Origin of the sequence: Pseudoalteromonas sp. TAE56 (genome assembly GCF_000497955.1) — a bacterium.
In the GTDB taxonomy this organism is placed as follows: Bacteria; Pseudomonadota; Gammaproteobacteria; order Enterobacterales; family Alteromonadaceae; genus Pseudoalteromonas.
The window spans coordinates 1-15,103 of record NZ_AUTN01000070.1; the positions used below are offsets into that span (position 1 = coordinate 1).

At 37.3% G+C, this 15,103-nt stretch carries 12 protein-coding genes; 7 read left to right on the forward strand and 5 right to left on the reverse strand.

Annotation, left to right across the window (positions count from 1 at the left end):
• The first annotated feature begins 891 nt into the window (after positions 1-891).
• Positions 892-1,527, forward strand: a complete 636-nt coding sequence (locus tag L656_RS0105680; protein ID WP_024598455.1) for a methyltransferase family protein — start codon at positions 892-894, stop codon at positions 1,525-1,527.
• A 92-nt stretch (positions 1,528-1,619) separates the two neighbouring features.
• Here the strand turns inward: L656_RS0105680 and L656_RS0105685 are convergent, their stop codons facing one another.
• From L656_RS0105685 to L656_RS0105695, 3 genes are read right to left on the reverse strand one after another with little or no spacing between them, the layout of a single operon-like run.
• Positions 1,620-3,638 carry an EAL domain-containing protein gene (locus L656_RS0105685; RefSeq protein ID WP_024598456.1) on the reverse strand — a complete coding sequence of 673 codons (2,019 nt, stop codon included), beginning with the start codon at positions 3,636-3,638 and terminating at the stop codon, positions 1,620-1,622.
• A 4-nt stretch (positions 3,639-3,642) separates the two neighbouring features.
• Positions 3,643-4,173 (reverse strand): YfiR family protein, encoded by a 531-nt coding sequence (locus L656_RS0105690; RefSeq protein WP_024598457.1) that lies wholly within the window; start codon positions 4,171-4,173, stop codon positions 3,643-3,645.
• A gap of 8 nt (positions 4,174-4,181) precedes the next feature.
• Positions 4,182-6,242, reverse strand: coding sequence for a TonB-dependent receptor plug domain-containing protein (locus L656_RS0105695; protein ID WP_024598458.1), 2,061 nt, complete (start codon positions 6,240-6,242; stop codon positions 4,182-4,184).
• Between the two features lie 482 nt (positions 6,243-6,724).
• Here L656_RS0105695 and L656_RS0105700 point away from each other — a divergent pair, with 482 nt between their 5' ends.
• From L656_RS0105700 to L656_RS0105720, 4 genes are all read left to right on the forward strand, one after another.
• Entirely contained in the window at positions 6,725-7,603 is an 879-nt protein-coding gene (locus L656_RS0105700; RefSeq protein WP_024598459.1) for a diguanylate cyclase domain-containing protein, read from the forward strand.
• A gap of 443 nt (positions 7,604-8,046) precedes the next feature.
• A complete protein-coding gene (locus tag L656_RS0105710; RefSeq protein WP_024598460.1) occupies positions 8,047-9,063 on the forward strand; it encodes a Kelch repeat-containing protein in 1,017 nt (338 codons plus the stop codon).
• Positions 9,060-9,776 carry an SIR2 family NAD-dependent protein deacylase gene (locus L656_RS0105715; RefSeq protein WP_024598461.1) on the forward strand — a complete coding sequence of 239 codons (717 nt, stop codon included), beginning with the start codon at positions 9,060-9,062 and terminating at the stop codon, positions 9,774-9,776. The genes L656_RS0105710 and L656_RS0105715 overlap by 4 nt, the downstream gene beginning before the upstream one ends.
• 141 nt (positions 9,777-9,917) lie before the next feature.
• Positions 9,918-10,715 (forward strand): response regulator, encoded by a 798-nt coding sequence (locus L656_RS0105720; protein ID WP_024598462.1) that lies wholly within the window; start codon positions 9,918-9,920, stop codon positions 10,713-10,715.
• Between the two features lie 87 nt (positions 10,716-10,802).
• On the opposite strand, the gene L656_RS0105725 is transcribed toward L656_RS0105720, so the two are convergent.
• On the reverse strand, positions 10,803-11,405 hold the full coding sequence (locus L656_RS0105725) for a LysE/ArgO family amino acid transporter (protein WP_024598463.1): 603 nt from the start codon (positions 11,403-11,405) through the stop codon (positions 10,803-10,805).
• Between the two features lie 95 nt (positions 11,406-11,500).
• Between L656_RS0105725 and L656_RS0105730 the strand changes: the two genes are divergently transcribed.
• Positions 11,501-12,394, forward strand: coding sequence for a LysR family transcriptional regulator ArgP (locus L656_RS0105730; protein WP_024598464.1), 894 nt, complete (start codon positions 11,501-11,503; stop codon positions 12,392-12,394).
• Between the two features lie 6 nt (positions 12,395-12,400).
• Here L656_RS0105730 and L656_RS0105735 read toward each other — a convergent pair whose 3' ends face one another.
• A complete protein-coding gene (locus L656_RS0105735) occupies positions 12,401-13,714 on the reverse strand; it encodes a M20/M25/M40 family metallo-hydrolase (protein WP_024598465.1) in 1,314 nt (437 codons plus the stop codon).
• Positions 13,715-13,927: 213 nt separating this feature from the next.
• On the opposite strand from L656_RS0105735, the gene L656_RS0105740 reads away from it, so the two are divergent.
• Positions 13,928-15,070 carry a hypothetical protein gene (locus L656_RS0105740; protein ID WP_024598466.1) on the forward strand — a complete coding sequence of 381 codons (1,143 nt, stop codon included), beginning with the start codon at positions 13,928-13,930 and terminating at the stop codon, positions 15,068-15,070.
• Positions 15,071-15,103: the final 33 nt, after the last annotated feature.

The window sequence follows — 15,103 nt, forward strand, 5'->3', positions numbered from 1 at the left end:
CCATGCCGAACTCAGTAGTGAAACGAAACAGCGCCGATGATAGTGTAGCATTTGCTATGTGAAAGTAGGACATTACCAGGCTTCAAATTGTAGAAAGCCCGAATCTAACGATTCGGGCTTTTTTACGTCTGTAGAAAAATAAAATGCGCGCAATTAATAGACACTCACATCAACATCCATCACGTAGGCCGGGCGAGCGTAGTGACTCCTGGCGCTAAAGTTATGTTTAATCACACCAAAATCACTCAATATCTCTGCACGCCGATAAGTATGTAGCATTTGCTAGGTGACTTTTTACCGCTGTGGGCACTACTACATCCTACTGCGTAGCGCACCGACTTCAAATTGTAGAAAGCCCGAGTCTAACGATTTTGGTTTTTTTACGTCTGCAGAAAAGTGAAAACGCGCAATTAACACACACTCACAGCAACACCCATCACGTAGGTCGGGCGGGCGTAGTGACTCCTGACGCTAAAATTATGTTTAATCACTCAATATCTCTGCACGCCGATAAGTATGTAGCATTTCACTGTTGTCCTTTACCGTTGTGTATAATAGCTTCTATTGCGTAGCGCACCGACTTCACATTGTAGAAGGTCCGTATCTAACAATTTGGGCTTTTTTGCGTCTATAGAAAGGAAAATATGAGTGAATAATATCGATATAAAATATATAAGCAGATTGGTATTACATAAAAAGTATGAGATTCTCATAAATTAAAGTTATTTTTAAATTAATGGTATGAGTTAATGACTAGCCATTAACAAACTACTGACTTAACTTGTTTATAAAGGCAATGAATACTAATATAATTTCATGACTATATAACTAGAATTTTTTGAGTTAGTTGTTTTAAAATTATCACCAATAATGATTGTGAGCTGTAACTAAATGCACTATGAAACATTTTTAGATGACTCTACTTCGCTAGTTGAATTTACACGTATTTACTTAGCTATTTTTTATACTTTTGTTGCGGGGTTTTATACATTTAGAATTATTTATAAAAATAGAAACACACCATCTGGCGTTGTTTATCCAGGAGATAAATTTTGTTCTAGTTGGTGGAACCATATGGTTTTTAAGTTTTTCAGAGCTGCTATTTGGTTTGTATGTGTAGTGAGAGTGTTTGTACCTGAGTTAGATAGTTATTTGGGTCTGTTTTCGATATTTAATGGCTGGCCAGGAGTATTGTTTGGCGATATTTTATTAAGTGCGGGTTTTATTTTGACGATGTTTGTACATTTCCATATGTCTGAGCTTTGGCGATCAGGAATTGATCCTAAAGGACCGCATGAGCTTAAAACCTCTGGGTTATATGAATATTCTAGAAATCCGATGTATTTAGGTATCGTAGCAGCACAAGTAGGTTTCTTTTTAGCCTTACCTAGTATATTTAGTTTGATCTGCTTAGTGGTTGGTTTAATTGCTATATATAGACAAACTTTAGTTGAGGAAGCTCATTTGACCCATCGTTTTTCTACACAATATAAAGAGTATAAATTACTTGTCCCTCGCTGGTTATAGCTTGAGGTAAGGCTATAAGTATATTGAACGTAAATTAAGAGTTATGGGGTTTTCTATGTTGAATTGTAAAAGGTTCACACGATAGACAAAAATTAGATCACTTCTTTTTGTTCTATGTATTTTCCCATAAACTCTTTTTTAGAAATAGCCTTTGAAAAGAAGTAGCCCTGAATATAATCACAAGCAAGATGCTTTAATAGGTTGTATTGTTTTTGTGTCTCAACGCCTTCAGCAACAACCATAACATCTAGGTTGTGCGCCATGGTAATAATAGCTTTAACTAGAGCAATACTATTATCATTTGATTCAATATCTTTAATGAATGAACGATCTATTTTTAATATATCTATGTCTAAGCGCTGTAAATATGCAAGCGAAGAGTATCCAACACCAAAGTCGTCAATGGCTATGTCTATATTAATTGTACTTAAGCGTTTTAACTGTTGTTGTATTGAGGAGTCTGGGTCCATTAATGTATTTTCTGTAACTTCAATTAAAATAGTATTTGCGGGAAGTTGGTATTTTTTGCTTGCGGTAATCCAATCATCCACCCAGCAACCAACACGATCAATTTCAAGAGGTGATGTGTTCACACTTATTTGAATCGTTTTCTCACTCAAAATATTAAATTGGACGGTATCTTGAATTGCTTGAGATTTAACCCATTGCCCTATTCCGTTTATTAATCCATTTTTTTCTGCTACAGGTATAAACTCATTTGGTCCTATTAGACCTCGCGTAGGGTGATTCCAACGTATAAGGGCTTCAGCTTTTGGTACTGATTTTCCATCAATTGAAAAAATAGGTTGGTAATATAATTCAAATTGATTTTGAATGATTGCAATACGTATCTCTTCTATTAAACGACGCTTTTCTGTAGCTTTTTCTTCAATAGCATAAGAAAAGAACTCATAGCGATTACGCCCTTTATTCTTAGACAAGTACATTGCTTGATCAGCACGTTTAACGAGCTCTTCTACTGTTAAGCCATCAGCAGGGAAAAACGTTAAACCTATACTTGCTGTAACATACACTGTTTCTTTTTTTATTTTTATACTTTGCATTAAGCTGTTTTTTACAACTTCGGCAATTTTTGATGCCTCATCTGAACTACTTACGCCCTCTAAAATCAACGTAAATTCGTCTCCGCCTAAACGAGCTACTGTATCTTTACTTGTTATACAGCTTTGAAGTCTGGTTCCTACTTGGTGTAATAGTAAATCGCCGTAGTCATGGCCAAGGCTATCGTTTACCTCTTTAAAACCATCTAAATCGATAAATATAAGGGCGAATTTCATTCCTTCAACACTTACTAAGCTTTGTAGTTTCTCGTAAAAATACCGTCTATTTGGTAAATCGGTTAACCCGTCTTGGTAAGCATACTGTTGAAGCTGAGAATTTGCATTTTCAAGTTCGTTAGTGCGAAGCCTTACTTGATTTTCTAACGAATTTTCCCTTTGCTCAATATTGTGCAGCATATCGTTAAAACAAGAAGTAAGTTGTCCCACTTCATCTTGAGATAATAGCTTGGCACGTAAGCTGTAATCATGTGATGTTGTTATTTTATTAGCCGTTTGCGCTAAATACAGTATTGGATTTAAAAATCGGCGCCTGAGTAATAAAGACAAAAGTAAACTTACTGCAAACGTAAAAGCCATTAAAATTAAAATAAACTTAATATAAAAAGTAATTCTATCTCTAATATAGCTGTCATTTGCACGTATTTGTAGGTCTCCATAATGGTTAGTGTCGAGCGTTAGAGGGGTATTTACTTCAATACTATGTTCAACCTCCATTGCTTCTGATTTAGCTATTGCTAATTGTTTTCCAGTCTTATTATTTACAGCTACGCTAATAACATCAGATCGAATCAGTATTGGATTAATAAGCTCCTGAATAGCTTCTATATCATCAAACATAAGTGCTGTTGTTATATTTGGGGAGAGCATCTTTGAGAGAGAATCTAAGCTTTCTATTTGGTCTTCTTTGGCACTTGTAATTTCATAAGCACTGAATACAAGAGTAACAGTTGCAGTAGAAACAAGTGCCACGCTCATTAGGATGAATAACAATTTTTTGCTTATTGTATTTAGTGCAAATAATTTCTTCATTGCATTACCTATCTACAACGCGGGCAAGGCGTAGTACTTTTGAACTCATAGTAATGCCTGCATCTTTAAGTTGCTTTGGCGCAATTTCAAAGCGAATTTTTCCACTCGATAGAAAAAATCGGATATGACCACCGCTTTGAATAAATACATCGGTTTCACCTACTACCATTATATTATTTTGCATTAAAGGTTTTGCAATGTTCCAAGCCTCTACAGTATCGGATGTAATGAATAGCATGTTGCATTTTGTACTAGCTAATTCCTCGAATGAAATAAATTTACTACGAAGTGGTAAGTCCTGAATTGTTCTGTTTTTCAAAGCAACGTTTGCTATATCAATGAAGTTTTGGTCTGGGCTACATAAAATAAATGCTTTTTGTTCACTCAACGAAGTATGCCATTGCCCAAATCTAGCGAAGTTATATAAAAAGCCTGCTTTTAACATATATTCTTTTTCCATAGCATAACTGTTCGTACTAAGTGAAAGTACAAAAAGTATTATAAGGCTATGAAATGATCGTTTAAATTTCAGCATTTATTAACTTAAAATGTCGCTTTAATAGTAAAGGTAATACATTCATCAATATAGTTAGGTATTGTGTAAGTTTCGCGAGTATTTCCATATTCTATATGAGAACCCGCAAATAAATTTTTACCTGAAAGCGCCGTTGACCACTTTGGATTGATTTGATAGTTCCAAGTAAGATCTAGAGTTGTGTAGCTATCGGTATTGTAAGCATCAGAATTTTCTACGCGCAATGTCGCAAATATATTATGGTTCTTAAGTAGTGTGTAATTGGCTTTAGCAAATAGCTGCCTATTCGTTGAATCAAACCCAATGGAGGGGGTTGTGCCTACTGGTAAGTCGTAATCAATCCTTGTGTAGCTGTAACCAACTTCTGTACTTAGTGTATTTAAAGGGTGCCATGAAATAACAGCATCAAGGCCATTAGTCGTTGTTGCCCCTACAGATACTAAATCTAAATCAATTTGTGTTGTTGTGAGTGCTAAGGCCGCTTGCTGAAATTGCCCTGCTTGAAAAAAAGCGAGAGCGGGCAAAAACTGATCTGCGTGCGTATTTAAATTAATGACTGCAACGTGCTTAGCATCAGTATGAAAAGTCGAGAAGTCCACTGACCATTTTTCATCTGTAAATCGGTAACCTAATTCGTAGGATGTATAATTTTCTGATTTAACGTCATCGTTACCATTTAAAAATGTAGCAATACGATACTCGTCAATTGCTATTACGCCAGTGCTTGAGCCTAACGCTTCGATAACTTTAGTACCGTTTACTGTAAAGTTATCATTAAACTCAATAAGGGTGGGTGTTCGTACACTTCTTGATAGAGCGCTCCATACTAAATGGTTTTCAATTGGTTTATACACGAGTCTTGCAGATGGTTGGTTTTCCCATCCAGTTAAATCATTATGATCGAATTTAGTGCCAATTATAAAGTCTAGTGTATTTGGAATGAAGTTATATTGAGCCTGAATAAGCCCGCCATATTGCTGTAAGCTATCAAGGTCTTTATCGCTGTCTAAAAACACGCTTTTTTCAAAAGAAATACTATTGTATCGATAACTCAACCCCCAATCTAATTGTAGGGACTGATAAATAAAGTTCATTTGATAATCTATATCAATAGATTCAAAATCTTCCTTTATATATTTTTGAGAACCGTTTTGTTTAAGCCAAGAGACTTGTAACATTTGATTGGCATCAGGCGAGATTCGATTTTCTAAGCGAGCCATAACGCGAGAGTCTGTTCTTTCTAAGCCGTCTGAGAAAGAAATGTTTTCATTAGTATCATCAATCACACCGCGATAATTTTGTCCTAAATCAGAATGAGTAATAGTACCTTGAAACAATCCAGACCATTCATCATTAGGCGTAAAGTCAGCTCGGATACCAAATGATTGTTGTTTTGTAGTGTCACTAGGTGTCAGTGAAACACCTTTTTTGGATTCATTGGCATCTTTTAAGTGGCCATAAACACGGTAACTGCCGATGTTACTTATATCACCACCGTAGCGAAGATTTGCATCTGCATTTATTTGATTACCAGTTGTTACACTGGCGTACCCTCCGCGAGTATCAATACTGTTTTTAGTAATTATATTAATAACGCCATTATTTGCGTTACTACCCCAAAGTAGTCCGCCTTGCCCGCGTATTACTTCAATGCGTTCAATATCGTATAAAGGAACATTTAGCGTTTCCCAATAGACTGCGGCAAATTTAGGTGTATATAAACTTTGCCCGTCAATCATTACTAACAGTTTGCTTGAAAAACGAGAAGCAATACCTCTTGAAGAAATAGCCCATTGATTGTTATCAAGCTGACGTACAATTAAACCAGGTACCATTTTAAGGGCTTCGGGAACTGAGGTTGCTCCAGACTTTGTTATTTGCTCTTTGCTAAGCACATAAATTGATGAGGCTGTATCGAAAGCTGACTGTGCTCTTTTCATCGCGGAAGTTACTTGCACATCCATACCCATTAAGGCATCAAGATCGAGGTCTTCATCTTCAAACGGCTCAGCCGTTACAAGAGGGCACACAAAAAGTAATGGCCAAAATAAACGTTGTGATATTTTCACCCGAAAGTCTCCTGCGCAATCAAAAAATCAAAAACAATGACTGTTTTTGTAATACATGTGATATCACACAATATTAACATACATTAACAGCGTAAAAGTATAAATGCGATTAAATCAAAATAACTAATGTTGTAGTAGTTAATAATTTAACTACGGCCAATAAAACAATAAAACAATAAAAAATACAGTAGATACATTTTATACAAGTACATTTATTAAAGAGTAAAAAAATAGAAGTTACTGAGAGCTATATGGTTATTTACAATTTAAAATTTAAGCTATTTTTGAAGGACTTCAAAGTATTTTGCGGTTATTGATTATTTAACTTTGCATATCATGCTTTTGCAGGGCGATATTAATTATACGTGCACGATTAATCTAACTTTGTATTAATTATTAGTGTAGTTTCAATTACCTTTGCTTTTATTAAAGGTATATAGAATACTTAAATTCGCTTGGTTTTGCTTTAAAGGCACCAGAGTATGATGAAAAATGAATTGATTAATGTAGAAGAAGTACTCGATTTAATGCTTGATGCCGTGTGTGTGGTAGATAAACAAGGCACATTTGTTTTTGTAAGTGCTGCATTTGAGCAAATTTTTGGTTATACAGCCGATGAAGTTGTTGGCAAAAAAATGATTAACTATGTTTACGAAGGTGATCATCATAAAACCCATAACGCAGTAACTTCGCTATTGTCTGGCGAAACGGTAAACCCTCGCTTCGAAAACCGCTGGATGAGAAAAGATGGTCAAGTAGTCCATATATTATGGTCTGTTCGCTGGTCAGAGCAACATCAAGTAAGAATTGCAGTAGCGCACGATATAACTGAGCGAAAAGTAATGGAAGAGCAGCTCCATTACATGGCTCGGCACGATGTGTTAACAGGTCTGCCTAATCGATCTTTATTGATGGACCAGTTAGAAAAGGTAATTGTTAGTGCAACCAGAGACAACACATTTTTTTCCTTACTGTTTATAGACATAAATGGCTTTAAAGCAGTAAACGACACCCACGGACACGAAACTGGCGATAAGCTTTTATGCGCCATTGCAAAAAGGCTCTCAGCATCGGTTAGACACTACGATACAGTAGGGCGTTTAGGCGGAGATGAATTTTTAATTATTTTAGATAATTTAAGTTCTAGCCACGAAACTGTCAGAATCAAAAATAAAGTCCTCACTGAGTTTAAGGCCGTCTTTAAGTTAGGTGACGTACTATTAAATATTTCACCTAGTATTGGTATTGCAAACTACCCAGAGCACGGTCAAACAGATCACGAACTTATAAAATATGCCGACCAAGCTATGTATAAAAATAAACAACGAGGATTAGATAACGTAACCTACTTACCTCAGTAACTAAGCTGAATTACCACCTTAGATTAAACAATAGTCAAAACGCCCTTAACTATAATACCTTACTTGTCGCCATATTTTTAATATCGGTTTGCCAGTGCTGCGCTAAAAAGTCGATGAAAGCACGCACTGCCGTTTGCTGATAATTACGTGATAAATAAACTGTCCACAAATTATGTCCAGATGATAATGAAAGCGATTACCGTGTTGGCAGCAATACATATTTTACTAATGACGCAGGCGAGAGCAAAGTTTTGGTCACTGATTACGCAACAGCAATGGTTGATGAAGCGCAAAAAGGAGTGTACGTAAATCAGCATATTAGTATTGCCTACTAATATGATTACTAATCAAAAACGTTTGATTATTTAGATATAACAATACTGGCTCATAAGGCTAAAATAATTTAATCTGAGCGTACTAATTCTTATTAAATTACTTGCCTTATGAGTCTTCTTTTTTCTCTTGCGTTAGCAAGCCTTCCCGCTTTACCTGAGCCAGTTGCGAATAATGCTGTTGCTAAAGTTATAGTACAAAACCAAACCTATTTTTTAAGCTTTATGGGATTAGGCAGCGATAAGCTGCACTCGTCAGTGCATAACAAAGTGTGGGCGCTTAAAGTTGGCGATTCACAGTGGCAATCTAAAACTGGTGTGCCTTCAAGCTTGCCATTAAAAGGGCGCTTAGCTAGCACCGCAGTCGGTTTAGGCGAGTACGCCTATGTATTTGGCGGCTATACGGTAGCAGAAGATCATACTGAAGTTTCAAGCCCAGACGTTTATAAGTACGACGTAATAAAAGATACTTACACTCATCTTGCGAGCATGCCAGTACCCGTAGACGATAGCGTAGCGCTGAGCTACAAAGCGCGTTACATTTATCTAATTAGCGGTTGGCATAACGATGGCAACGTAAACTTAGTGCAAGTATACGACACGCAAAATAATACATGGCAACAAGCCTCGCCATTTTTAGGTGAACCCGTGTTTGGTCAGGCAGCTGCAATTAGTGGGAATACCATTGTTATTTGTGATGGCGTTAAAACACAAGCTAACCCTGATTCGCGTCGCTCGTTTACAGGTGTAGCACAGTGCTTAAAAGGCACAATAGATTCAACTAATCCACAAAAAATAGATTGGCGTACGTTGCCTCATCCAACGGGCATCGCTCACTATCGAATGGCAGCTAGCAGCTATAATGGCAATATTTATATGATGGCAGGCTCTAATAACCCATATAACTACAGCGCAATAGGTTACGACGGTAAGCCTGCACCAGCAAGTGATCATGTTTGGCGTTTTAGTGTGGATAAAAACGAATGGCAGGTTTTATCACCGGCTAAAGTAAAAAGTATGGATCACCGTGGTTTACTTGAGCACAAAGGTGTTTTATACCGAGTTGGCGGTATTGATAATAACCAGCAAGTAAGTGCTAACGTACTCAGTTATAAGGTTGAAAAATGAACACCCTTTACATTACCGGCGCAGGAGTAAGCGCAGCCAGTGGCATTCCCACTTTTAGAGGTGAGGACGGTTATTGGACCATAGGCAGTAAAAATTATACGCCTATGGAAATGGCAACACGCGCAATGTATCAAAATGCCCCTAAAGAGTTTTTAGCATGGTATTACCATCGCTTTGCAACGTATCGCAACCACGGCCCAAACGACGTGCATCATTGGCTGAGTAACAAAAACCTAATTACTCAAAACATAGATGGGCTTGATGGCAAAGCAGGTAATAAAAACTACATTGCTATTCATGGCAGGCTTGACCAAATGACCTTATTTCATGAGCAAGGTGATGACGTAACCCCATTTACAGCTCCGTGGGAAGAAGTTGATGAAAGCTGCTTACACAACTCTTTATTTGAAGTGTTTAATATTCAAAGCCAAGCACCTGAGCTTAATTACTCTTTTAAACCCTTTGTTTTATTGTTTGATGAGTACTACACCGAGCTTTATAGAATTAGCGAAGCGCAAAAGCGTATGAGCAACGCCGATAAAATCGTATTTATGGGTACCTCGTTTAGCGTTAACATTACGCAAATGGCGATTGAAATAGCCCGCGATTACAATATTCCCATTGAAGTTGTAGACCCCGAGCCAGCTCATATTTTACACCCCAATGTGAGCTATAAAAAAATGACGGCACTGGAATACATTCAAAACAATTAAAGTAAGCATTTTATGAGCATTTAACGTGCAATATTTAATGTTATTTACAATTTTGCAAAGTTTTTATCTCTCCAGTTATACATGTTGTTCTATAATGAAAGTAATCGCCTTTAAAAACATAATAATATATAAGAGACATAAATGAGTGATTTAACCGCAATATCCAATTTATCAATATTATTAGTAGAACCTTCAGACGTTCAACAAAAAATAATTATAAAATCGTTATTAGATAGTGGCGTTAAACAAGTAGAAACGGCAACCACACAAGAGCAAACATTAGCACTCCTTATTAAATATCAACCAGATTTAGTAATAAGCGCAATGTATTTGGCCGATGGAACAGCCGACACCTTATTGCAAAAAATCAGATCAAACCCAAGCACCGAACATCAACCGTTTATGCTCGTATCAAGCGAGCGAAATAAAAAGTATTTAGAGCAACTACGTCAATCGGGTGTATTAGCCATTTTACCAAAGCCTTTTAGTGCAACCGCTATTACACGCGCTCTTAAAGCCACGCTAGATATAATTAGTGAAGAAGAAGTAGACCTTGAACATTTTGATGTAACATTGCTAAGAGTGCTGGTTGTAGATGACAGCCGCTTTGCGCGTAAACACATTATTCGTGTACTTGCGGGTATGGGAATACCTGCCCCAGTAGAAGCCGAAAATGGTAAAGAAGCTATTGAGCACTTAAACAACCAATCATTCGACTTAATAGTAACCGACTACAACATGCCAGAAATGGACGGGCGAGAACTAACCGAAACCGTTAGAAGCTCAAATAGCTACTCGCATATTCCTATTTTAATGGTGAGCTCAGAAGCCAACGAAACGCACCTAGCAAACATAGCCCAAGCAGGGGTCGATGCAATTTGTGATAAACCGTTTGAGCCAGCAACCGTAAAAGATTTACTGTTTAAAATAATGTCTTAAATTATTAACCCAAAGGCTAACGTTAAAACACATTAGCCTAAGTGAATATAATAAAAGCAGCGCTTGTTAAAAGTCGCTGCTTTTATTTTATTGGCTAGGTACGTTATAAAGACTAAACGCCACAAAACATAATATAACTGCAATTGCGGTATCAAATACTCGCCATCTAAATGGTGAACTTAATATGCCTTTAAGTTTAGGTGCAAAAAGTACTAAGCTGCTAAACCAAATTATTGAGCCAACACAAGCGCCAAGTGCAAAATGCATTGGGTTTGGTTGTAAAGCGCCAATATTGCCAAGTAATAACACGGTATCTAAATACACATGTGGATTTAACAAACTAATTGCAAAGGCCGAAAGAGCAGTACTCCACCAGCTTACTTTTTCTACTTGGCTTACCTTTAAACCCGAAGTCCCTTTAACTGCTCGCATTGCAGATCCATACGCTAAGTACAAGAGCATCGCAATACCGCCCCACGTTAACCAAGGTAGTAAGCCCGGTAATAATTGCTGTAATTCATTTGCTGCAAATACACCTATTAAAATAAGAGTCGCGTCACAAATAATGCATACCGAGGCTAAAACAAACCGATTAGCGCCAGCCATACATTGGCTTAAAATCCATATGTTTTGCGCGCCAATAGCAATAATTAAACTTAGTCCCAGAATCACACCCGATAAAAACGACATACTTTAAATCCACTCAATTATTCAATGCCTTGCAGGGTAGGGGGTATTCTGTTACAAATCCAATGAATATATTTAGGGTTATATGCGTAAAACTCATGATTGATTATCAACTACTCAATGCACTTTCGGCGGTTATTAGTGAAGGCGGGTTTGAAAAAGCCTCTAAAAAACTATTTATTACGCAATCGGCAGTAAGTCGGCGAATTCATCAACTCGAAGCCAAACTTGGAGAGCCTGTAATTATTAGAACGCAGCCACCTCGCCCGACCGCTCTTGGCAAGCGTTTACTTAATCATTTACAGCAAGTGCTGCAGTTAGAAGTTGCTTTAAACGTAGATGCACTTAACGAACACTCCAGCTTAAATACACCTCTTAGTGTAAAGTTGGCTGCCAATGCTGACTCACTAGCTACATGGTTGCCAGAAGCCCTTGCCATACTAGATACAGAATCTGATTGTAAATTTAGATTTGAAGTGATCTCAGAGGATCAATCCATCGCTCATAAAAGAATGAAAGATGGCGAGGTAATGGTGTGTATCAGCTCATCTCCTGAGCCTGTAAATGGCGGGTTAGCAAGCCCATTAGGCGCTATACGCTACAAGGCAATTGCGAGTCCTGACTTTATTAAACAGCATAATCTCACTTCGCTTTCGCAATTGGCGCAGCTGCCCTGTTTAGTTTTTAGTGAGTACGATAAGCTACAGCACCAGTTTTTAGAAGATATTAACGGCTCAACGCCAGAGTATATGCATATATATCCTTCATCAGAGGGATTTAAACAAGCCATGATAGCAGGCCTAGGCTATGGTTTATTGCCGACTTTGCAGCTTGGCGATTCCTTGCAAAAAGGGGAGTTAGTTGACTTATTTCCAGAGTATTATATTGATACGCCCTTGTACTGGCATTATTGGCAAAGTGAAAGCCCGCAACTTAAAGCACTGCGTAAGTTTGCAATGCAAGTTGCGGCTAACCGATTAGAACCAATTTAAAGGTGTTTATAACTGCCCTAATCTATAAATGAGTAATGCAGTTTTTTTAATGTTCTTATCAAGGCTGGTTAAATCGGCCGTTTCGTTTTTAGTGTGCGCGCCGCTGCCCATTAAGCCTAAACCATCAAGTGCCATATCAACATGGTTTGCGGCAAACGAAATATCTGCCGCGCCTGCATTACGTGGATTAGCGGCTACTACTTTGTTAAAGCCTAAATCATGGCTTGCGTCGCTGTATAATTCTAATAGCTTTTTATTGCCATCAGTTAATGCCATTGGCGGGTAACCGTCTTCAAAAATAAGCTCTGCTTTACTGCCATTTAGACTGTTGCTAGCAATAAGTTGCATTGATCTTTTTGCGTTTTCTAATTGTTTTGGTGAAAGTGCGCGTAAATCACCTGCTACATGCACGGTTTGTGCTATTACATTACTTTTACCAAACGCCGTTGCTGACGAATTAGCACTGTCGTAATCGGCATTTGTACCGCCCACAATAAGCCCCGGATTAAATGTTAAGTTAGGTTGCGTGGCAAGCTGCTCTCTAAAATCATTTAAAATACGTGATGCCTCGTAAATAGCGCCATAACCAACGTTTTCGCTAAATATTTGCGAAGAATGCGCCGCATTTGCCGTTACGTTTAGCGTCCAACCGGTATAACCACGGCGCGCCGCCATAGCGGTTTTAATATTGTTGTCGCCATTTTCATAACCAAGCGCTACATCAGCCCAAATTGCTGCATCAACAATAGCTTGTTTAGATAAGCTAAGCGGGCGACCGCTGCTTTCTTCATCGCCAGTCAGTAATACTTTTATGCTTACATTTTCGAGCAAATTAAGGGCTTGCAAGCTTTTAAGTGCGGTAATTATTATCGTGTTACCGCCTTTCATATCGGCAACGCCTGGGCCACTGGCTGTATCGGCATCAAGTTGTTTGTAGGTAGTAAAGTTATCGTTTTTGGCAAATACCGTATCTAGATGGCCGATCATCAGTATTTTTATTGCATCGGGTTCATTACTCTCATGGGTTGCTAATACATGCCCTGCGCGGTTAAACGCAATGCCATCTAGCCATTCTACTTTAAAACCTATGGCTTTAAGCTGCTCGCTTGTCAGCGCCCCTACTTTTTTTACACCTTCAATATTAAGCGAACCGCTATTAATATTTACGGCTTGCTCTATTTCTTCAAGTGCTTGGGGAATGTTTTTATCGACCTGTTTTACTATTTCACGCTCGTTTTTATCAAGCGCAGCATGGCTTGTAAGCGGTAAGGTACTAGCAAGTGTGAGAATAAGTGCATGGCTAAATTTTAAAAATGACATAACAGCATAATAAGTGAGAAATAAGAGTATTTAATATGAAGTAAAAATACACAGGATTCAATAGGGAAGGGGGTTGAAAAAGCTGGTTTATCATATGAGGTATGTTGTACCTTAGACTTTAACTAGTTGGTTATATCAAATTATAACCTTTCACTCATTTTATAATTATTCGTTAATACGTACAGCGCTTTTATCGAGTTTTATTTGGTATTTATGGACAGAAAAAAATTAGATGCTTGGCAAAAAGCACCTGTAAAAATAGTTAGTGAAGCAATTTATCATGCGGAAAAGCAGAATGAAGAAGATAATTTAATATCCTTTTTATTGCTAGATGTTGGTGCTGAAATGCTATTTAAAACTTATCTAGGGTTACCAAAACATATTACGGGGTCAATAACTCTCGAAGATGAAAGGTATAATATTATCCGTAAAGGCTTTCATGGTGTTATTGAGGGAGTTAAAAATAGTAGGCAGGGTATTAGTGCTAAAGAGCTTGCTAGAGTCGAGTTTTTCCATGGTTTAAGGAATAAGCTTTATCATCAAGGAAATGGTTTAACAGTTCAGCGAAGTCATCTTGATGAATATATAGCTATTATTAAATCACTTTTTAAGCAGCTCTTAAAGGTCGATATTGATGAACAACTCTCAAGTACTACTTTAACAAAAGATGAGGCAGAGCGCATAGCTGAGTTGAGAGAGGAGATTGATAGCTTATTAGAGTTATCACAAACTAAGAGTAATACCCTGAAAACACTGTGCAGCTTAATTGTTGAAAAAATCGCATCACAACTACTTTTACCTTCATTTGCTAGAGAGTTTGAAGTCCTGCGAGACAGAGCTTATAGCGAAGAAGGCTTTAGCATAAGTAAAGGTGAGGTGACTTCTTATAAAACTTTACCTAATGATACCAGCATGCGCATGGAAATTTTAGGTTGGTTTGAAGAGCTTATTATGCCCATTATTAAAACCTCTCCTTACTTTGAGACCTTACAAAAAAAGGTAAAAGTTGGTAATAAACTCCACATAGATTCATTGTCCAGCCACTTAGGTATAAAAAACGTAGAAGTAGTAAGGCATGAAGTACCTGTTATATTGAGTATTATTTTTGACGATTTTTTTAACTTAGATGACTTTTATTTTAATATTGTTGAAATTATTGTATTTGGTGATATTGATTTTCAATGGCAGTGGAACTTTATGTGTTTTACCCTAAAAGATATTTACCCAATGCAACATAATGAGACCGAGTTGGAATATTGGGTATCTACATTGGATACATGCAATTCACAAAATAGAAAGTTAGATGGCTTTATTAAGCAGGCTAACTATTGGTTAGAGAACGGATGTAGACTTTGAATATACAAATATTTTAGTTTCAAATTAAGAATC

Bases quoted from the DNA above. Each gene is read 5' to 3' on its own strand.
- L656_RS0105680 (WP_024598455.1), top strand. From the start codon at position 892: ATGCACTATGAAACATTTTTAGATGACTCTACTTCGCTAGTTGAATTT.
- L656_RS0105685 (WP_024598456.1), bottom strand. From the start codon at position 3,638: ATGAAGAAATTATTTGCACTAAATACAATAAGCAAAAAATTGTTATTC.
- L656_RS0105690 (WP_024598457.1), bottom strand. From the start codon at position 4,173: ATGCTGAAATTTAAACGATCATTTCATAGCCTTATAATACTTTTTGTA.
- L656_RS0105700 (WP_024598459.1), top strand. From the start codon at position 6,725: ATGATGAAAAATGAATTGATTAATGTAGAAGAAGTACTCGATTTAATG.
- L656_RS0105710 (WP_024598460.1), top strand. From the start codon at position 8,047: ATGAGTCTTCTTTTTTCTCTTGCGTTAGCAAGCCTTCCCGCTTTACCT.
- L656_RS0105715 (WP_024598461.1), top strand. From the start codon at position 9,060: ATGAACACCCTTTACATTACCGGCGCAGGAGTAAGCGCAGCCAGTGGC.
- L656_RS0105720 (WP_024598462.1), top strand. From the start codon at position 9,918: ATGAGTGATTTAACCGCAATATCCAATTTATCAATATTATTAGTAGAA.
- L656_RS0105725 (WP_024598463.1), bottom strand. From the start codon at position 11,405: ATGTCGTTTTTATCGGGTGTGATTCTGGGACTAAGTTTAATTATTGCT.
- L656_RS0105730 (WP_024598464.1), top strand. From the start codon at position 11,501: ATGATTGATTATCAACTACTCAATGCACTTTCGGCGGTTATTAGTGAA.
- L656_RS0105735 (WP_024598465.1), bottom strand. From the start codon at position 13,714: ATGTCATTTTTAAAATTTAGCCATGCACTTATTCTCACACTTGCTAGT.
- L656_RS0105740 (WP_024598466.1), top strand. From the start codon at position 13,928: ATGGACAGAAAAAAATTAGATGCTTGGCAAAAAGCACCTGTAAAAATA.